The organism is Cobetia sp. Dlab-2-AX, from assembly GCF_024124625.1.
GTDB lineage: Bacteria > Pseudomonadota > Gammaproteobacteria > Pseudomonadales > Halomonadaceae > Cobetia.
This window is the reverse complement of sequence record NZ_JAMXRV010000010.1, coordinates 84,499-103,387: the sequence shown is the minus strand read 5'-3', so window position 1 is coordinate 103,387 and position 18,889 is coordinate 84,499. Positions and strand designations below refer to the sequence as shown.

Annotated in this window: 15 protein-coding genes; 6 read left to right on the top strand and 9 right to left on the bottom strand. The window is 64.2% G+C overall.

Annotation, left to right across the window (positions count from 1 at the left end; all coding sequences use genetic code 11):
• Positions 1 to 12: 12 nt before the first annotated feature.
• The gene (locus NH396_RS14930; RefSeq protein ID WP_253064720.1) at positions 13 to 642 is read right to left on the bottom strand and encodes an ACP phosphodiesterase; all 630 of its coding nucleotides are present in this window, start codon (positions 640 to 642) and stop codon (positions 13 to 15) included.
• 125 nt (positions 643 to 767) lie between these two features.
• Between NH396_RS14930 and selD the strand changes: the two genes are divergently transcribed.
• Positions 768 to 3,152, top strand: a complete 2,385-nt coding sequence (gene selD, locus NH396_RS14925) for a selenide, water dikinase SelD (RefSeq protein ID WP_253064718.1) — start codon at positions 768 to 770, stop codon at positions 3,150 to 3,152.
• A gap of 209 nt (positions 3,153 to 3,361) precedes the next feature.
• Here the strand turns inward: selD and NH396_RS14920 are convergent, their stop codons facing one another.
• Positions 3,362 to 4,084 (bottom strand): DUF3581 family protein, encoded by a 723-nt coding sequence (locus NH396_RS14920; protein WP_054556084.1) that lies wholly within the window; start codon positions 4,082 to 4,084, stop codon positions 3,362 to 3,364.
• Positions 4,085 to 4,375: 291 nt separating this feature from the next.
• On the opposite strand from NH396_RS14920, the gene NH396_RS14915 reads away from it, so the two are divergent.
• The 3 genes from NH396_RS14915 to puuE all read left to right on the top strand — a co-directional run bounded on the left by NH396_RS14915 (position 4,376) and on the right by puuE (position 10,226).
• Positions 4,376 to 6,262 (top strand): VRR-NUC domain-containing protein, encoded by a 1,887-nt coding sequence (locus NH396_RS14915; RefSeq protein WP_253064716.1) that lies wholly within the window; start codon positions 4,376 to 4,378, stop codon positions 6,260 to 6,262.
• Entirely contained in the window at positions 6,259 to 9,147 is a 2,889-nt protein-coding gene (locus tag NH396_RS14910) for a helicase C-terminal domain-containing protein (RefSeq protein ID WP_253064714.1), read from the top strand. Before NH396_RS14915 ends, NH396_RS14910 begins: the two co-directional genes overlap by 4 nt.
• Positions 9,148 to 9,272: 125 nt before the next feature.
• Positions 9,273 to 10,226: an allantoinase PuuE gene (puuE, locus tag NH396_RS14905; RefSeq protein ID WP_253064712.1), complete on the top strand. Its 954-nt coding sequence runs from the start codon at positions 9,273 to 9,275 to the stop codon at positions 10,224 to 10,226.
• A gap of 111 nt (positions 10,227 to 10,337) precedes the next feature.
• On the opposite strand, the gene NH396_RS14900 is transcribed toward puuE, so the two are convergent.
• The 6 genes from NH396_RS14900 to NH396_RS14875 form a co-directional block, all read right to left on the bottom strand.
• On the bottom strand, positions 10,338 to 11,630 hold the full coding sequence (locus NH396_RS14900) for an amidase family protein (protein ID WP_253064710.1): 1,293 nt from the start codon (positions 11,628 to 11,630) through the stop codon (positions 10,338 to 10,340).
• 60 nt (positions 11,631 to 11,690) lie between these two features.
• Entirely contained in the window at positions 11,691 to 12,527 is an 837-nt protein-coding gene (locus tag NH396_RS14895) for an amino acid ABC transporter ATP-binding protein (protein WP_290441805.1), read from the bottom strand.
• The gene (locus NH396_RS14890) at positions 12,511 to 13,164 is read right to left on the bottom strand and encodes an amino acid ABC transporter permease (protein ID WP_253064708.1); all 654 of its coding nucleotides are present in this window, start codon (positions 13,162 to 13,164) and stop codon (positions 12,511 to 12,513) included. The genes NH396_RS14895 and NH396_RS14890 overlap by 17 nt, the downstream gene beginning before the upstream one ends.
• The gene (locus NH396_RS14885; protein ID WP_253064706.1) at positions 13,161 to 13,886 is read right to left on the bottom strand and encodes an amino acid ABC transporter permease; all 726 of its coding nucleotides are present in this window, start codon (positions 13,884 to 13,886) and stop codon (positions 13,161 to 13,163) included. The genes NH396_RS14890 and NH396_RS14885 overlap by 4 nt, the downstream gene beginning before the upstream one ends.
• A gap of 46 nt (positions 13,887 to 13,932) precedes the next feature.
• Positions 13,933 to 14,787 (bottom strand): transporter substrate-binding domain-containing protein, encoded by an 855-nt coding sequence (locus NH396_RS14880; RefSeq protein ID WP_253064704.1) that lies wholly within the window; start codon positions 14,785 to 14,787, stop codon positions 13,933 to 13,935.
• 622 nt (positions 14,788 to 15,409) lie between these two features.
• Complete coding sequence (locus NH396_RS14875; protein ID WP_253064702.1) at positions 15,410 to 16,405, bottom strand: MurR/RpiR family transcriptional regulator; 996 nt, start codon at positions 16,403 to 16,405, stop codon at positions 15,410 to 15,412.
• A gap of 373 nt (positions 16,406 to 16,778) precedes the next feature.
• Between NH396_RS14875 and NH396_RS14870 the strand changes: the two genes are divergently transcribed.
• Together NH396_RS14870 and NH396_RS14865 are read left to right on the top strand one after the other, a co-directional pair.
• A complete protein-coding gene (locus tag NH396_RS14870; RefSeq protein ID WP_253064700.1) occupies positions 16,779 to 17,222 on the top strand; it encodes a hypothetical protein in 444 nt (147 codons plus the stop codon).
• Positions 17,219 to 17,824, top strand: coding sequence for a hypothetical protein (locus NH396_RS14865; protein WP_253064698.1), 606 nt, complete (start codon positions 17,219 to 17,221; stop codon positions 17,822 to 17,824). Before NH396_RS14870 ends, NH396_RS14865 begins: the two co-directional genes overlap by 4 nt.
• Positions 17,825 to 18,040: 216 nt before the next feature.
• Here the strand turns inward: NH396_RS14865 and NH396_RS14860 are convergent, their stop codons facing one another.
• The gene (locus NH396_RS14860) at positions 18,041 to 18,724 is read right to left on the bottom strand and encodes a TetR family transcriptional regulator C-terminal domain-containing protein (protein WP_054556074.1); all 684 of its coding nucleotides are present in this window, start codon (positions 18,722 to 18,724) and stop codon (positions 18,041 to 18,043) included.
• Positions 18,725 to 18,889 lie beyond the last annotated feature (165 nt).

Here is an 18,889-nt window from a genome sequence, read left to right as displayed (position 1 = left end):
CAAACCTGATCGTCAGATAGCGGGCGGCTGGCGCAATGCCAGCATGTCCGGCCACAACCGCGCGAAGCTGTCCTCGAGCATCGCGCGGTTATCCGCCAGCCACGGCGTCATGTCCGCCAGCGGATTGGCGTCTGCATCCAGAACTCGCTGTCCGTGCGTACCTTCCACGCCGCTCGAACGACCGCCATTGCGTGACCGACGTCTGGCCACCATGCGCTCGCCGATGCTGGCAATCGTCGCGAGCGTGAAGTCCAGCTCTCGATAGCGCCTGAGTGCATCGCGCACCTGAATCCACTCGATCAGGCTCGCCAGCCGTGCTGGCACCTCCTCGCGTGCCAGCAAGCGATAGAGGCGCTGGATATCGTCATCCTGCATGTCGGCGGCCAGCAGATGATCCCACATCATGTCGAAGGCGATGCCGGCCACGCGTCGCGATGTGGGTGGCACCTGCGTCAGCAGCCAGCGCGTCTCGGGGTGGGCATCGATCACCGCATCACAGCGGCGATGGAAACGGATGCCCGCCTCCACTTCGTGCGGCCAGTCGCTCAGGTCACTGCCGCGCACGCCATCAGCAATCAGGTTGCCAAACAGGTAGTTATCGCTGCCCGAAAGGCTCAGGCGTGCATGACCGAGGAAGTTCAAGTTGCTAGACTCCGGCCTTTGCGCATTCTGTCGCCGGTCTGATCTGTCACACCCAGGCTCTGCATTCTTGTGCTCCTGTTTCCCTATTTTACTGATTATCGAGATTCACGATGCCGTCCGCCTCCATGCCAGTCAAAGCACCCATCGTGCGCGATATCGTCCTGATCGGCGGTGGGCACAGCCACGTCGGCGTGCTGATGCGATTTGCCATGCAGCCAGAGCCCGGTGTCCGCTTGACCGTCATCTGTCGCGACACCGACACGCCCTACTCCGGCATGTTGCCGGGCTACGTCGCCGGTCATTATACGTTCGACGATGTGCATATCGACCTGCGCCGGCTGTGTCAGTTCGCCGGCGCCCGCTTCTATCGCGATCAGGTGATCGACATCGACCGCCGTGAACGCCGCGTGATCTGCGCCGAGCGCCCGGCGGTGGACTACGACCTGCTGTCGATCAATATCGGTTCCACGCCTCGCCTGTCCCACATCGATGGTATCGGTGATCCTGAAGTCGCAGACGCCCCCGTGGTGGCGGTCAAGCCGATCAGCACCTTCCAGCAGCGCTGGCTGAGTCTGCTCGAGCGCGCCAGAAGCGCCGAGCGCCCGCTCGATATCGTGCTGGTCGGCGGCGGTGCCGGCGGGGTCGAGCTGCTACTGGCCATCCAACAGCGCCTCGCCACCGAGTTGCCTGATGCGCTCAAGCCGAACCTGATGCTGATCACCCGCGGTCAGCGTCTGTTGCCCACCCATGCGCACACGGTCAGCGAGGCGCTTGCCACTACCCTGCACGAGCGCGGTATCCAGGTGCATTTCGGTGAGGAGATCACCGCTGTCGAATCCTCCACGACGTCCTCACAGCGGCTGCTGATCAGCGCCAGTGGCACCCGCCATCAAGCCGATGAGGCCATCTGGGTGACACGCGCCGGGGGCGCGCGCTGGCTGGAGAAGACCGGACTGAGCCTCGATGAGGATGGCTTCCTCAAGGTGCGCGATAGCCTGCAGACGCTTGAGGATGACGCCATCTTCGCCGCGGGCGATATCGCGCATCAGCTGAATCATCCCCGCGAAAAGGCCGGCGTGTTTGCCGTGCGTCAGGCGCGACCACTGGCCGACAACCTGCGACGGGCCGTGCGCGGCGAGCCGCTCAAGAACCATATCCCGCAGTCGCGCTGGCTGGCGCTGATCAGCACCGGGGATCGCGACGCCATCGCCTCACGCGGCAAGCTGGGGGTGGTCGCGCCACGTCTGCGCCCGTGGCTGTGGCGCTGGAAGGACCATATCGATCGCCAGTTCATGGCACGCTTCAATGAACTGCCCAGCATGCAGGACACCACGGCCACCGGCGGCCTTGCCGGAGTGCACCAGCGTATCAGCGCTGCCTGGCAGACGCTCAAGGGCGGCGATGGCAGGCTCCACCCGCGCCTGACCGCCGAGCTGGATGAGCAGGAGGCACATCAGGCCCTGTCCGCTCTGGCGATGCGCTGTGGCGGCTGTGGCGCCAAGGTCGGTGCCAGCGTGCTCTCCCGAGCGCTTCAGAGCCTTGCCCCACGCGAGAACCCGGACGTGCTGGTCGGGCTACATGCCCCCGACGATGCCGCCATCGTGCGAGTGCCCGAGGGTCAGGCACTGGTACACAGCGTCGACTTCTTCCGCGCCTTCATCGATGACCCTTACCTGTTCGGGCGCATCGCCGCCAATCATGCCCTGGGCGATCTCTACGCCATGGGCGCGACACCCCATACCGCCACCGCCGTCGCCACGGTGCCGCAAGGAGTCGAGCGCAAGGTCGAACCGCTGGTGCGCGAGCTGATGCAGGGCGCGACCGAGGTGCTCAACGAGGCAGGCTGCAGTCTGGTCGGCGGCCACACCGGCGAAGGTCAGGAGCTGGCGCTGGGCTTCGCGCTCAATGGTCTGGTGGAGGAGAGTCTGGCCGGCGTTACCTGCAAGGGCGGCATGCAACCGGGCGATGTGCTGCTGCTCACCAAGGCCATCGGCACCGGCACGCTGTTGGCGGCGCACGCACGCCTGGAAGCCCGCGGCCGCTGGATCGACGCCGCGCTCAACAGCATGCAGCAATCCAGCCAGCGCGCGGCGGATATTCTGCGCGCACATCAGGCGAGCGCCTCCACGGATGTCACCGGCTTCGGCCTGCTCGGCCATCTGGTGGAGATGACCCGTGCCAGCGGCATGGATGCCGAACTCGAGATCGATGCCCTGCCGGTGCTCGAAGGCGCCGAGGACTGTGTCGCCCGCGGCGTGGTCAGCTCGCTGCAACCGGCCAATCTGCGCCTCAAGCGTGCCCTGAAGGATCAGGCCGGCGTCATCGATCACCCGCGCTATCCGCTACTGTTCGATCCGCAGACCGCCGGTGGCCTGCTGGCCAGTGTGCCGGCCGAAGAGGCCGAGGCCTGCCTGGCCGCGCTCAAGGCCGCCGGCTATCACGCCAGCGCTATCATCGGGCGCATCACGCCCCAGGGCGATGCACTGGCGCCGATCAGCATCAAGCGCTGAGCGTGGTTAGACGGTCACACGGTGAGCCGGCCAGTTGGCGGTGAATGACAACCGGCGACTTCCAGCGACGCTTCACAAGCGGTGTGACATTCAGCGTTGTGAAATTCAGATGCCAAGACGCCCGCCAGAGAATTCTCTGGCGGGCGTCTGCATGACTGCCGACTCATGCGCGGGGCGTCTGGCGACAAGCGTCAGACTGACCGGCTATCTCAGGCTTCGGCTTCGCGCTTGAGCGCCTCGAAGGACTCCACGAACGCATCCATGGTCTCGGCGCAGTAATCGCGCAGACCGCTGACGACCAGCTTCTTGGAGCCACTGCCGATGCATTGCTCACCATCATGGATGCTGAACTCGAGCAGGGTATCGCCACGCTTGCCGTTGACCTCGAGCGAGGACCCCACGAAATCGAGGTGCAGGTCGGCGATATCCAGACGCTCGAAGCAGAAGCCCATGCTGTCGTAGATCACCAGCGGGCGCGCCGGGTTGAACATCACGCCCTTCTCCAGCATCAACGGCTGCAGGAAGTGCGGGAAGTTGCGCCCGGAGAAGGCGATGTACTGGCGGGTGAAATTGGCGACCACTTCCTCGTCATGGGTGGTATCGCCGCTGCGCTCGACCGTCAGATAGACCTTGCCGGCTTCATCGCGCACCAGCAGGGACACGCCATTCTCGTCGGGGGCGTCCAGCGCTTCGAAGATCAAGGGCACATCGTTGCCGACCATGCCGCAGAAACGGATGGTCATGCACTGCGACAGACCGAACTTCGCCAGCAACAGGGAGAACAGCAGATCGCCGGGCACACAGAAGCGTCGCGCGTCCGGGTCATGAATGGGGTTGTAATCCCCCGCCATCTGCTTGGCGAAACGACTTGCCTGCTCGGCGGTGATCCGCACGCGGCCATCTTCGACCCGGTGAAACTGATCAAGAAACATGGACTGCCTTCCTGCCCTGCTTGAATGATGATCGATGGCCCATCCTGAACCATCGCGGAAATGCCTCCGAGGGGAGGAATCGCGGTCGGCGCGCTGTCACACCTGCCCACCTGTCGTGTCATGAAGCTTTCAAGACATGCAGATGAAACGATTTTATCACTGGATGACGGTCAGGTGGTGACTCGTGACAGGCTTTGCAAGAGATTGCAGCACGATAGATGGCCATATACTGTATATAACCCCATGCTTTCGGGCAAACCGCTGCACTGCCCGCCACTTCGACAGGTCGCCATGCAAGCCGCTCCCCTCGACAATCCACGCTACTACCTGGCCAACTTCGACACCCTGCTCGACTGGGTCTGCCAGTGTCACGCCGATCTGCTGACAGAGACGGAGCGTGCCACGGTGGACGCCATCACGCGTCTGCCGGATGCGTCGCGGGCCTTGCTGGTGCGACTGCTGATGCGCAAGGGCGATCATTTCGAGCGCTCACAGCTGCACTATGCCGAGATCGGTGCGATCGAGGCGGCAAGCCAGCCATTGATCACACCGCTCGCCGACAGTGCCACGCCTGACGGTCTGTGCCGCCACAATGCCGATCTGACGCTGGACGAGATGCTGGCGCTGGTGACCTTGCCGCGCCTCCGGGCAGCCTTTCCCGAGCTGCACAGAAGTACACCCAAGCGCCGCATGCATGATGCCCTCAGCGAGCTGCTGGGCGACGTCACGCCACGGCCACTGCCAGCCTGGTTGAACGACCCTGCCGCCGACACCTTGAGTGTCGGGCTGGGTGAGCTGTCGCGGCGCCTGAGCCTGATGTTCTTCGGCAACCTGCGCCAGAATCTGTCGGACTTCGTACTCAGCGAGCTGGGCCTGCTGCGTTGCGAGACGGTCGCCCTGTCGCCGGCCTCTCGCGCCTTCACCCATCGCTGGGAGGTGGATCGTTATCTGGCCCTGGAGCAGCTGCGTGAGGACTGGCAGCAAGCCCGCGAGCGGCTGGGCCGCACGGCGAACGCTGAGCTTGAGCTGCACTGGCAGCGCATCGTCGCAGCGCTGGATGCGACGCCGTCTGCAGCGTCAGATGAGATCCCCGCTGAGCCGTCCGCGCCTCATCAGCTCACTGACGCTCATGCCAATGACGGGCGCGCTATTGATGATCATGCCAATGCCTGGCTGGCACAGCGGCGTGACCGCCTGCGCTTCTCCCTGGCCCGCGACGCCGAGCGTCAGGGCTGGCATCAGGCGGCTGCCCGCCAGTACGCCTGTCTCGAGGACTCCGCGTATGCCCCGCGTGCCATGCCGCGCCGGGTGAGAGCGCTGGAGCTGTCTGGCGATATCAGCACAGCCCACGGGCTGGCCAGCGAGCGATTGGCGCGCGCCGAGATCACGCTGGACGAGCAGCTGGCACTCGAACGCGCCCTGCCGCGTCTGTGTCGTGGCCTCGGATTGCCAGCGCCCAGACGCGCCAAGGCACCGACCACGCCACAGATCACCCTCACGGTGCCCGATCTTGCCACCTCTGCGGCGGCCGGCATCCACGGCGTCGAGCGCGCGGCCGCCCATGCCTTGGCCACGCCCGAGGCACCGGTCTTCTATGTCGAGAATGGCCTGATCCCCGCGCTCTTCACTCTGCTGTGCTGGGAGGCGCTGTTCGCCCCCTTGCCGGGGGCCTTCTTCCACGCCTTCCATACCGGCCCGGCGGACCTCTATCGTCCTGACTTCGTCAGCCGCCGCCAGGCCGCTTTCGAGGCCTGCTTCGCGCGCCTGAAGGATGAAAGCTACCGGAAGGTGATCCGTGAACGCCACCAGCAGAAACAGGGCATTCAGGCACCCTTCGTGCACTGGGAGCTATTGAGCGAGGAACTGCTGAACCACGCACTGGACTGCATTCCGCCCGCGCATCTGGAAGCCTGTTTCCGCCACCTGCTGGCCAACCCTCGCGAACATCGCGCCGGCCTGCCAGACCTGATCCAGTTCTTCCCCGAGCACAGCAGCGACCGTTATCGACTGATCGAGGTCAAGGCGCCCACTGACCGTCTGCAGGACAACCAGCGTCAATGGCTGGCCCTGTTCGCACGCCATGCGATGCCGGCGCTGGAGTGTCGCGTCGAGTGGCTGAGCGCGACCGAGGCCTCAGCGGACGAATGCTCCCAGCACAAGGCACCTCCTGCATCATGATCAAGGCGGACGAGACCCACGCTGAGCCCGCACGCTACCGGATCGCGGTGCGTGAACTGTGCGCCTTTGCCGCGCGCGAGGGCGATCTGGATCTGCGCTTCACGCCATCGCCTACCGCCCAGCAGGGCATCCGTGGTCATCAGCGTATCGTGCGCCGACGCGGCAAGGACTATGAAAGCGAGATCTCGCTCAGCGGTGACATCGGCAACCTGACCATCCGTGGGCGCGCCGATGGCTATGATCCCAAGCGCAACTGCCTCGAGGAGATCAAGACCCATCGCGGCGACCTCTCCCGCCAGCCCGCACACCATCGCGCCCTGCACTGGGCCCAGGCACGCGTCTACGGCGCACTGATGTGTCGCAGCCGAGACCTCGAAGGCATCACGCTGGCGCTGGTCTATCTGGATATCGCGGCGGATGCGCCCGGGGGCGCCAAGGGCAGCAAGGATGAGCAGAACGAGCAGGACGCAGGCGCCTTGGCTGACCGAGACGAGCAGCCTGACCAGGCTGACCCCAAAAGCCGCAAGGCACAGCATGATGAGCAGCGTCTGGAAGCCTGGTGGAGCCGTGAGGCGCTGGAGGGGGAGCTGGCACGTCTGGCGGCACGCTTCAGCGAGTTCGCCGCCAATGAGCTGGCTCATCGCAGTGCCCGCGACAGCGCGCTGAGCCGCCTGGCCTTTCCATGGCCGAGCTGGCGCCCCGGGCAACGCCAGCTGGCCGAGCATGCCTACAAGGCGGTGATGACCGGCCGTGAGCTGCTGGCCGAGGCACCGACCGGCACCGGCAAGACCCTGGCGACGCTGTATCCGGCACTGCGCGCGATGCCCGCAAGCGGCACGGACAGGCTCTTCTACCTCACCGCTCGCACCCCGGGGCGCGCGTTGGCACTCGATGCGCTGGCCACCTTGGCACCAGCCGCTGATGGCAGCGAGGGCCAGGAAAAAACACCGACGACACCGCTGCGCATTCTGGAACTGGGCGCGCGCAGCAAGACCTGCGAGCACCCGACCCTCGCCTGTCATGGCGAGTCATGCCCGCTGGCGCGCGGGTTCTATGATCGCCTGCCCGCGGTGCGCGACGCCGCCCTCGCCGACCGACGGCCCCTGAATCTGGCGACGACACGCCGCCACGCCCTGGCCCATGACATCTGCCCCTATTTTCTCGCCCAGGAGCTCTCGCGCTGGGCGGATGTCATCATCGGCGACCATAACCACTACTTCGACAATCATGCGCTGCTGTTCGCCCTGACCCAGGCCAATGACTGGCGCACGGTGGTACTGGTCGATGAGAGCCACAATCTCATCGAGCGCGCCCGCGGCATGTACAGCACCGAGCTCGACGCGCGCCAGTTCCACTTTCTGCTCAAGCAGTTGAGCCGCACGGGCCATCCGGCTCCGCTGCGATCGGCCTCACGCGCGCTGGCTCGCCAATGGCGCGCGCTGGAGCAGCTCGAGCAGGGTACTGAAGGCGCTACACAGACAAGCAAGGACGAAGGCCGCAAGGCCCAGCGACTTGCGCTGGAGGCTCTGCCCGGCGACTTCCTCAAGGCCTTGAGCCAGTGGACCGGTGCAATGGGTGACTGGTTGGCAGAGCCTGACAAGGCCGCATCCCCTGCTGCGGACAGGCAACAGCCGGCGAGAGTCACAGCCACACAAGCCCCCGAACAGCTGGGTCTGATCGCAAGCGATGCTTCCTCTTCGGCACCGATTACCAAGGATACAGGCACTGCAACGACGGTCTCCGGCTCGACCTCCTCCACGGCCAGGCGCCGTGTGGAAACCGATGTAGAGATGATGGAGGCGTATTTTGCGGCACTGACACTGGCGCGACTCTCCGAAGGCTTCGGCGATCACTCACTGTTCGAGGTCGAACTCGCCTTCACGCCCCCCGCGCGGCAGACATCACTCGCCAGCGATTCAAGCTCGAGTTCCGGCTTAGCATCGGATGCAGGTGCAGAAGCAGGAGGAGCAGAAGCAGGAGCAGGAACAGCAACCCGACCACGCAAGGCCCGTGGGCGCAGCGTGCGCCAGATCCACCCGCGACTGCGCTGCGTCAGCCCGGCGCCATGGTTGGCGCCCCGCCTGCGCGCCAGTCACGCTACCCTGTTGTTCTCGGCCACGCTCAATCCACCGGCCTATCACCATCGTCTGCTGGGTCTGGCGGACGATGCGGTCTGGCTGAGTGTCGACTCCCCCTTTACCGCGACCCAGGTGCAGGTCAGTCGCCATCGGCTTTCGACACGCCTGCGGGATCGCGACGCCTCCTGTCGGCCGATCGCCGAGTTGATGGCGCGCCAATACCGGCAGCGCCCGGGCAATTATCTGGCGTTCTTCTCGAGTTTCGCCTATCTCGAACAGGTCGCCAGCACCCTGCAACAGCTGGCGCCGGAGATTCCCCAATGGCGCCAGACCCGCGCCATGACGGAGGCTGAGCGCACCCGCTTCATTCAGCGCTTCACGCCCGAGGGACAAGGCATCGGTTTCGCGGTGCTGGGTGGCGCCTTCGGCGAAGGGATCGATCTGCCCGGCTCGCGGCTGATCGGGGCTTTCATCGCCACCCTGGGTCTGGCCGGTTTCAGCCCCGAGAATGAAGCACTCAAGCAGCGTCTGGCCACGTGGCTGAACAACGACGCTCAGCGGCGCAGCCAACCGAATCAGGCTGAAGGCGACCCACACGACGATCCGCGCGCACCTCGCCCGGTCATCCAGCCATTGAATGCCGATGACTGCACCTATTTGTACCCGGGACTCACCAGAGTGGTGCAGGCTGCCGGCCGAGTGATTCGCAGCGAGCAGGATCAGGGCGTGATCCACTTGATCGATGACCGCTTCATGCGCCCGGAAGTCGCACGGTTGCTGCCTCGCTGGTGGACACCGACGAATTGATGCGGGATGCAAGCGTGACGACGCCACCATGCGCCGTGATGGCACAATGCCTGCACATCAATGGAGAGTGATGGGGTATTCATATCGCTCTTCATTTCGTTAGCCACCCGCAAGGAAGCCGCACGATGCCAGACAACGACAACGCCCTGTGGGGCGACGACTATCCGCGTGATCTGATCGGTTATGGTGCCAATCCCCCCCATGCCAACTGGCCGGGTGGCGCGAAGATCGCGGTCCAGTTTGTGCTCAACTATGAGGAAGGCGGCGAGAACTGCCTGCTGCACGGGGATAGCGAGAGCGAGAAGTTTCTCTCCGAGATCATCGGTGCCGAGGCCTACCCCGCGCGGCACATGAGCATGGAGTCGATCTACGAATACGGCTCGCGCAGTGGCGTGTGGCGGATTCTGGATGAATTCAAGCGCCGCGAGTTACCTCTGACGGTCTTCGGCGTCGGCATGGCGCTGGCGCGCCATCCGGATCTGGTGGCGCGTTTTCTGGAGGATGGCCATGAGATCGCCAGTCACGGCTGGCGCTGGATTCATTACCAGCACATGGATGAGGTCCATGAGCGCGCCCACCTGGAACGCGCGGTGGAAAGCTATCGCGAGCTGGTCGGCCATGCGCCGCAGGGCTGGTATACCGGACGTGACAGCCCCAATACCCGCCGTCTGGTGGTGGAACACAGCGGCTTCACCTACGACAGCGATTACTACGGCGATGACCTGCCACTGTGGATGGAGGTGACTACCGCCAATGGCGAGCAGGTGCCGCATCTCGTCGTTCCCTACACCCTGGACACCAATGACATGCGCTTCGCCAGCGCCCAGGGCTTCAACAGCGGCGAGGACTTCTTCCAGTACCTGCGCGATGCCTTCGATGTGCTCTACGCCGAGGGCGACACCGCGCCCAAGATGCTCTCCGTCGGGCTGCACTGCCGGATCGCCGGCCGCCCGGGACGCTTCGCGGCGCTGAAACGCTTCCTCGACTACGTCCAGTCCCACGACAAGGTATGGATCACGCGGCGCATCGATATCGCCGAGCATTGGCAGCGCGAACATCCCTATCCCCCCGCCAGCTGACGAACCACCCCTTCAAGCGCCAGCACCAGAAACGCCGCAGCCCTTGCGGGATACGGCGTTTCTGTTCAACTCCAGACAATGTCTGCAATCGCACATGCAAGGCAGCGCTGGTCAGTCTTCCAACATACGGGCCAAGGCCAGCAGGCTCTCATCGCGACCCGGCAGGCCCAGCAATGACACGCCCCAGGGCGGGGGCGCGGCTTCCTGTGGCAGGCGTGCCGCCGAGTCGGCAAGCCACGGCAGACTCAGCTGCGGCGCACCGTTCAAGCCCGCCAGCGCGGTGAGTCCCATCAGGCGATGACGATAGGCCTCCATCACCTCAAGGCTTGCACCCAGCAGCGGTGAGGCGCCCGGCGTGGTGGGCAGCACGAAGACCGCCTCGCTGGTGGCTTCGGTCTGGGCGTGAGACGCGCGACTGCCAGCCTCTTCTGGCGCCTCGCTGCCTTCCTGATGACTGGCCGGCTGACTGGCTGCCAGCTGCTGGCGATACCAGCGGCGAATGGTATCTGCCTTGGCTTCTGCTGCCTGCTCGTCGGTATCGCTGAGCGTCATGCACCATTTGAGACGCGCCGCGATATCCGGGTTGAGGCGCGGCCAGTGCGATTCGGGCCCCTGCTCCGGCGTACTCAACCACGCCTGGTGCGTACGCCGAATCTCGCAGCCCTGCAGAATCCGGAAGGCTTCACTGGCGTGTGCCATGAAGGCCTGGCTCAGCATGCGCCGCTCGCACTGAAAGCCGAGCGACTCAAGGCGCCGGGACAGCGGCCCCAACAGGCGCTGATAAGGCCCCGCGGCCAGCCCTTCCGGCACCAGCAGGATGATACGAGCAGGCAGTCGAGTGGCTGTCGTCGCCGGCATCAGCACCTCACTGACCTGCGTCAGCGTCGCCAGATCCCGCGTCATCCAGCCGACGGTGTCAAAGCGCGGCGCCAGCGGCTTTAGCCCCGACATGCTGATACGACCATGCGTCGGGCGCAGCCCATAAATCCCGCAGTAACTGGACGGTACACGGATGGAGCCGCCGGTATCGGTGCCCAGACCGATCTCCGCCTCGCCACGTGCCACCGCCACCGCAGAGCCCACGCTCGAGCCGCCCGGCAACCTCAGCGGCGCGCGTGGGTTCTGCGGCGTGCCGAAATGCGCATTGGTGCCGTTGAGGCTATAGGCCAGCTCATCGGTGGTGGTGCGGGCACGATTATCGGCCCCCGCCTGCTGAAGCGCGAGGACAGCAGGCGCCGTCTGCCCCTCGATGGGGGCGCTGGCCAGCAGGTCAGGGTTGCCTTGGCCGATGCGCTCGCCCTTGATCGCGAACAGATCCTTCACCACCAGTCTCTGACCATCAAGCGGCCCCTGTTTCCGCGGCCCCGAAAAACGTGCCGGCGCTACATAGATACGCTTGTCCACTGGGAGCGACTCCTTTCGACTCATGATGTGGTCCACCGCTGTTCGCTCAAGACGCTGCGCTCATAGCACCGCGCCGAGGAACTGGCGCAGCTCTTCCGTTGCCGGATTGGCGAACAGCGTTGCGGGATCGCCTGACTCATGCACGCGCCCCTGGTGCATGAAGATCACGCGATCCCCCACATCGCGGGCGAAATTCATCTCGTGGGTGACCAGAATCAGCGTCATGCCCTCACGTTTGAGCTGTTCCAGAACCTTGAGCACATCGCCGACCAGTTCCGGGTCCAGCGCCGAGGTGATCTCATCGCAGAGCAGCACCTTGGGGTGCATCGCCAGGGCGCGCGCGATCGCCACCCGCTGCTGCTGTCCACCGGAGAGCTGAATCGGCCAGGCATCGAATTTCTCCCCCAGCCCGACCTTGGCCAGCATCTCGCGGGCCTCGCGCTCGGCGACATCGCGAGCGACGCCCTTGACCAGCATCGGTGCCAGCATCACGTTCTCGCCGACGCGCTTGTGGGGAAACAGATTGAAGCTCTGGAACACCATGCCGACATCCTGCGCCAGGGCGGCGGCATCCATCTCGCTACCATCCAGCAGCTTGCCGGCGACATGAATGGCGCCGCCGTCATGCCGTTCGAGCTGATTGATACAGCGCAGCAAGGTGCTCTTGCCGGAACCGCTGCGCCCGATGATCGACACCACTTCCCCCGGGCGCACCTCGAGATCGATGCCCTTGAGGACCGCCACGTCGCCGAAGGACTTGGTCAGCACCGACAGGCTGACCAGCGGTGACTTTGTCTTCTCGGAAACGGGAGCGCTCCCGGTGACAGTAGTCTTTTCGGAGACAGCGGCGTCGGATGAGGCGCTATCCAGCGCGGAAACTTCAGCGAGCAGTGACATTGAGACGTGCCTCCAGATGGCGAGCCAGCCGCGACAGCGGATAGCACATGGCGAAATACAGCAACGCGACCAGCGCGAAGACGGTAAAGGGTTCCAGGGTGGCGTTGTTGAGCATGGTGCCGGCCTTGGTCAGCTCGACGAAGCCGATCACCGAGGCAAGCGCGGTGCCCTTGATGATCTGCACCGAGAAGCCGACGGTCGGCGCGATGGCCATGCGCAGTGCCTGCGGCAGGATGATGTGGCGCATGGTCTTCAGGTAGCCGAGCCCCAGCACCCGCGCCCCTTCCCACTGCCCCTTGGGCACCGCCTCGACACAGCCGCGCCAGATGTCGTGCAGGAAGGCACTGCTGAACAGCGTCAGCGCCACGGCCGCCGCCGTCCAGGCCGAGACATCCAGCCCGAAGACCGACACGCCGAAGAAGGCCAGGAACAGCTGCATCAACAGCGGCGTGCCCTGGAACAGCTCGGTGTAGAGACGACAGAAGAGCGCCGCCCCCGGCCAGCGGGTCAGGCGCAGAAAGGTCAGCGCCAGCCCCACCAGACTCCCGCCGATGAAAGCGATCAGGGACAGCGCCAGTGTCCAGCGCGCCGCCAGCAACAGGTTGCGCAGAATGTCCCACAGCGTGAAGTCGATCATGAGTGGGCCTCTTTCAGGACAGGGGAAGACAGACGGCTACGCGGGGCCGGCGTCAGGTGGCGAAAGCCGAACAGGCGACGCCCGATGCGGTTGAGCAAGGCACGCATCGCGATGGCCAGCAGCAGGTACATGCCCGCCGTCACCACGTAGCTCTCGAAGCTCAGGAAGGTACGTGACTGGATGAAGTTGGCCGCGAAGGTCAGGTCCGCCACGCTGATCTGGGAGACCACGGCGGAGCCCAGCATCACGATCACGCACTGACTGGTCAGCGCCGGATACATGCGTTCCAGCGCCGGCATCAGCACCACATGGCGATAGCTCTGCCAGCGGGTAAGTCCCAGTGCTCGCCCGGCTTCCCACTGGCCACGACCGGTGGCATCGACCCCGGCACGCAGGATTTCACTGCTGTAGGCCGCTAGGTTGAGTGTCATCGCGATCACCGCGGCCATCTCGGCACTGAGTGACAGCCCCAGCGCTGGAAGGCCGAAGAAGATGAAGAACAGCTGGACGATGAAGGGCGTGTTACGCAGCAGCTCCACCAGCATGCCCAGCAGCCGGCTGAAGAGGCTGGTCGGCGCACGATGGCGCTGCCAGACACACATCACCGCGCCGAGTATCCCCAGTGTGGTGGTCAGCGCCGTCAGCCAGACCGTCGTCATCAGCCCGGCCATCAGGTCGGGCAGATACGGCAACAGGCGCGGGAAATCAGGGAGATAATTCATCGAACAAGCCTCACGGGCAAAGGGATCAGACGTGTGACGTCTCGATTCAGGCATCCAGTGACGGCAGCGGCGCCTTGAACCAGGTCTCGGAGAGCGTATTGAGCGTGCCATCCTCGATTCCCTGGGCGATCAGCTCATTCACGCGCGCCTTGAGCGCCGGCGTGTCATGACGCATGCCCACATAGCAGGGAGAATTCTTGAGCGGCAGCACGCTGACCGGCACGCGGGCAGGATTGCGCTCGGCGATGGCGGCGGTGACGAGATTGCCGGTGGCAATCATCTCGACCTGCCCTGACAGGAAGGCCGACAAGGTCGTGTTGTTGTCTTCGAAGCGCTTCACGGTGGTCGATTCCGGTGCCACCTTGCTGAGCTCCATGTCTTCCACCGAGCCACGTGTCACGCCGATGGTCTTCTCGCTCAGTCCCTGCGCGGAGTCCACCTCACTGCCCTTCTCGCCGAACACGCCGAGGAAGAACGGCGCATAGGCATCGGAGAAATCGATCGCCTTCTCACGCTCGGGATTCTTGCCCAGGCTCGAGATCACCAGATCGACCTTGCGGGTCTGCAGGTAAGGGATGCGATTGGCCGTGGTGACCGGCACCAGCTCAAGCTTCACCTCCATCTCGTCTGCCAGATAGCGCGCCATGTCGATATCGTAGCCACGCGGCTTGAGGTCCGGGCCGACCGAGCCGAAGGGCGGGAAGTCCTGGGGCACCGCCACTTTCAGCACCCCGCTATCTTTGATGTCACTCAGTGCATCCGCGTGTGCGCTCAGGGCGGTGGACGCCAACGTGCCCCACAGGGCCAGCAATATTCCCTTGCGGACCCAGTTGCCAAGACGCTGCTTGTTGCCTGTCCGTGTGGCGCGCTGCTGGGCCTTGCTCTCGTGACGCTTGCTCATCGGTCGACTCCGGTATCCGTCAATGCCAGGCGCTGATGCGAGAACGGCTCTTGGTGCACCTGGTGCCTTGCGGCAGTGGATTGTTGTTGGTTGTTGTTGAGTGTCCCGCCGTGCTGCTTGCCGAGTGTCTCGTCGAGTCATATCCAGTGACTCCCTGCCCCATTGGTCTTCAGAACCTGACCAATGAAACAAGTGATTCCCTTATCAATCTTTGCAACAGGTGTGCCAAAGACCTCCGCTTCGCGCTCAACAAGATGGTCAAGTTGCAGGAAGTGCTGAGGCGCCTGCGGCTCACACGCCCGAGCAGGGGTTTGAGAACGCGCTTGAGCACAGGCATGCAAGCCAAGCAGCGAATGGAAAGGAAAAGGAGCGACACATGCCTGCGGGAGATGGACTGCGGGAGATGAAGTCGCGGATGACGCCCTCACCGGGCGACGAGATCAGGGCGCCGACACCAGCGACATGGCAGCAGATGGTGCAGTCAGGCAGGCATATGCGCCCTGCGGGTGCGCAGAGCGCGGCGAGTCGAATCGGGCCGCCGCACAGATCACAAGCAAGGCTGCCGGCCCACCGGGAGATAGAGAGAGAGGAAGGAAAGGCAGGAGTACTTCACGCTGGACGATCAGCCGTCGCCCAGTTCCTCCAGCGCATCGAAGGTATCGGTCACGCGGCGTATCTGACTGCGCCCGCCGACGAGATCGTCATGCAGCAGGCGCGTGGCAAGCAGGTTGATCTGGCTCATGGCTGCGGCATAGCTGTCGAAGGCGCTGACGCTGTCCAACGGGCAGCGCAGGACATGCTCGATACCGGCGGGGATGGTGCTCAGACTGTCATCACAAACCAACAGCACCGTACAGGGCGCCTGCCCCAGCCATTCAAGCAATCGTGCCAGCCCCTGCGGTCGCCGGCGCATGGCGAATACCACCACGGCATCATCGGCACCCAGGCGTGCGACCTCCTCGCCGAGTGATTGGCCGGGTTGCGGCAACACCGCCACCTGCGCGCGCAGCTGCAGCAACTGTTGGCGCAGGTGCAGCGCCAGCGGATAGGCATTGCGAAAGCCGATGATCTGCAGCCGCTCGGCCTTGGCCAGAGCGCTGCTCAAGGCCTCCATGTCGAGCATGTCCAGCGCCGCCAGCGCCTGACGCAGGTTGCGACACTCCTGCTCATAGTGACGCTGGTGATGGTCTGCCGTCGGCGCTGCCGCCACCGGCACACCCGATTGACGCAGACTGCGCGCCTGGTCCCGCGCTTCACGGAAGTCCTGATAGCCGAGGCGGCGAAAAAGACGGCTGACCGTCGCCTTGGAGACGTCGGTCAGGCGTGACAGTTCTGCGGCGTTGTATAGCGCCAATTCATCCTGATGCGCGAGCAGAAAGCGCGCGATGCGCTGCTCATTCGGGGTGAGCTCCTCAAGCGAACGGGTCAGACGCTGATGCAGACTCAGGCTCCTGGTGCCCTGCCTTGCGGCATGGCGAGCGAGACTGGTCGCAAGATTGACAGTGTCGTCGGCATCGGCAACGGGGGCAGGCGCTTCCCCATCCGGGTGCACTGCCCGGGATTCACCGGACACGTCATCCTCGGGGGGCGCGCTGTGATCTATGGGCGCTCGTGGCATGAAGACACACTCCTGAAAAGATTCTGCGTGAGCACAGAGCAATGATTGCCTCAACGATTGCATCAAGACAGTGCAAAGCCTGGGCCAGGTGCTGACTGACAGTGCATAGACGAAAGGCGTAACCCTCGCGATGAGCGCTTTTTCCTCATCCTGAGCGCCTCTGACGCCCTCAAGCGCTGCACGACGCCAACCATCCGCACCGCGCGACAGACACAAGCGCCTGTTTTTACTGTTCATCACATCAAATCGGCACGCGAGCCGCTTGATCAAGACTAGCCAGCCGACAGGTCATATGCCCTGAAGTCACGCCAATGACCCTTGCCGGACTGCAATATTCCCGATAAAGCGCTCGCGATGCGCAAGGAGCATTCTCATGGCCACCTCAACGATGACTGCCCTCCTCGATACCTGCCGAGCCATGACAGCCAAGGTCACGACACAGACATTCACCCTCTTGCCGCGCTCTGGCAGCGCTAGCCAGGATGTCGCCAATGCCCAGTCCGCTCAATTGCTGGGGGTGATGGCAATGGGCTACGAGGCACCGCCGCTGAGTCTGAAGACAACGGCGGCCCCCACGCCGCATTCGCCGGCCCATGACACGCGCAGCCAGGCTGACATTGCCGCCTCGGACGTCGCGGCCCAGACCTCAGACGAGACATCCACTCCGACTTCGACCTCGACAGCATCGCCCATCGCGCAGCAGAAAGCCGTCTTCAACCCGGACATCAATCACAGGGCTCACGCCGACTGGGAGGCGATGCACCGCCACCACACCCTGCTGCGCCAGACCATGACGCGTCGAGGAATGCTGGCATGAGCGTCTATACCATCGGCATGGAATGCGGCATGCACATACCGCTGGAGAACAGCATCGCCCTCACCCCGGCGCCTCGCATCAAGCTGGAACTGACCGCCGGCCAGCATGCTGGCGAGTACCTGAGCATGATGTCAGGCGCCATCCAGCCGCTGACGGATAGCGACGATGCGTTGCTGAAAAGCCTGGAGGCGCAGCTGCCGCGCCGCAGCCTGATCTGGACGGCGCACGGGATCACCGAAGTCGGGCGTGGCTGGCGTTGGCAGTCATCGCCCGGCCATCCCAAGGCGCCCTGGCTGGACGCCGTGCATCACAGCTGGCCGAGTCATGCGCCGCGCTGGCTGCGCAAGGCGCCGGTAGTGGTGGTCACCGCCGGTGCGCTGCCGCTGGCCAACCGCACCCGCCACCAACGTGACCTCGCCCGGCTATGGGCCAGCGCCGATGCCGCGCTGATCTATCTTGCCGACGATGCCCGCGATGGCTGGCAGATGCACCAACACTGTGATGCTTCTCAATTGGAGAAAGCCGAGTTGTCGGGGGCCAAGCAAGAGGAAGAAGCCATGCTGGATCGCGATCCTGGCATGCCCTTGGAGATGGCAAGCTGACCACCTGATGGCGGTTTCCTCCGCTTTTCCAGAATGACGCAAGAGCGACGCAAGAACGACTCCAGACTCAAGAACCAAAAAGCCCGCCCCCGATTCCGGGGCGGGCTTTTTGATGTGCGGCGAGGCACTGACAACAGACAACATGCGACTGACAGAGCGCTGAACCCGCCGGCTCAAGCGCTTACGCCACTCATGCCGCTCAAGCGCTCATTCCGCTCATGACTGTCGCGGGCACAGACCATCACACAGCGTGCTGGCCACGAAATCCGCCAGCTGCTCCCAGTCTTCATCGCTCTGCGGCGCTCCCCCCAGCTGATCGATCTGGGCGGCGAAATCCGCGTAATGCTGAGTGGTGGACCAGATGAGGTAGATCACCCACATCGGCTCCGCCTCACGCAGCTTGCCCGCGGCCATCCAGGCCTTCATGACATCGCAGCGCGCCTGTACCCAGTCACGCAGGTCGCCACTGAGATAATCGCGCAGGAAAGGCGCCCCGCTGATCACCTCCGCCGCGAACAGACGCGAGGCCTGCGGTGCCTGGCGCGCCAGCTTGAGCTTGACGCGCACCAGCGCCTCCAACACCTCACGCGGCTCGTCATCAGGCGAGATATCCTCGAGCGAGGCATTCCAGCGCGTCAGGGTCTGCTCCAGCAGGTGAACGTAGAGCTTCTCCTTGGAGCCGAAGTAATAGAGCAGATTGGCCTTGGGCAACTCGGCCACTTCCGCAATCTGCTTCAAGGTGCTGCCGCGATAACCGTGACAGGCGAATACACATTCGGCGGCCTCGAGAATGCGGCTCTCGGCTTGCTCACGCGGAGAGCTGGCAGGCGGCACGCTCAATTCCGCGCTACGGGTACGACGGACTTCAGCGTAAAGGGAAGAAGGAGAATCCGCGGGCATCGGCATCACTCATCAGGTCAGAAGAAAGCATTCGAGTCTCTTGGCGACAGCCGCTTGTCTATCTCGCTCGCCTGTCAGCGGCGATGGGCGCAAGCAGGAGGCTCTGGTCAAGCGACTATCACGTGGCGTTGGAACAGCAGTGAAAACAGCCCGTTGAGACACCGG

Coding starts and splice junctions, on each gene's coding strand:
- selD (WP_253064718.1), top strand. CDS start 768: ATGCCAGTCAAAGCACCCATCGTGCGCGATATCGTCCTGATCGGCGGT.
- NH396_RS14920 (WP_054556084.1), bottom strand. CDS start 4,084: ATGTTTCTTGATCAGTTTCACCGGGTCGAAGATGGCCGCGTGCGGATC.
- NH396_RS14915 (WP_253064716.1), top strand. CDS start 4,376: ATGCAAGCCGCTCCCCTCGACAATCCACGCTACTACCTGGCCAACTTC.
- NH396_RS14910 (WP_253064714.1), top strand. CDS start 6,259: ATGATCAAGGCGGACGAGACCCACGCTGAGCCCGCACGCTACCGGATC.
- puuE (WP_253064712.1), top strand. CDS start 9,273: ATGCCAGACAACGACAACGCCCTGTGGGGCGACGACTATCCGCGTGAT.
- NH396_RS14895 (WP_290441805.1), bottom strand. CDS start 12,527: ATGTCACTGCTCGCTGAAGTTTCCGCGCTGGATAGCGCCTCATCCGAC.
- NH396_RS14890 (WP_253064708.1), bottom strand. CDS start 13,164: ATGATCGACTTCACGCTGTGGGACATTCTGCGCAACCTGTTGCTGGCG.
- NH396_RS14885 (WP_253064706.1), bottom strand. CDS start 13,886: ATGAATTATCTCCCTGATTTCCCGCGCCTGTTGCCGTATCTGCCCGAC.
- NH396_RS14880 (WP_253064704.1), bottom strand. CDS start 14,787: ATGAGCAAGCGTCACGAGAGCAAGGCCCAGCAGCGCGCCACACGGACA.
- NH396_RS14875 (WP_253064702.1), bottom strand. CDS start 16,405: ATGCCACGAGCGCCCATAGATCACAGCGCGCCCCCCGAGGATGACGTG.
- NH396_RS14870 (WP_253064700.1), top strand. CDS start 16,779: ATGGCCACCTCAACGATGACTGCCCTCCTCGATACCTGCCGAGCCATG.
- NH396_RS14865 (WP_253064698.1), top strand. CDS start 17,219: ATGAGCGTCTATACCATCGGCATGGAATGCGGCATGCACATACCGCTG.
- NH396_RS14860 (WP_054556074.1), bottom strand. CDS start 18,724: ATGCCCGCGGATTCTCCTTCTTCCCTTTACGCTGAAGTCCGTCGTACC.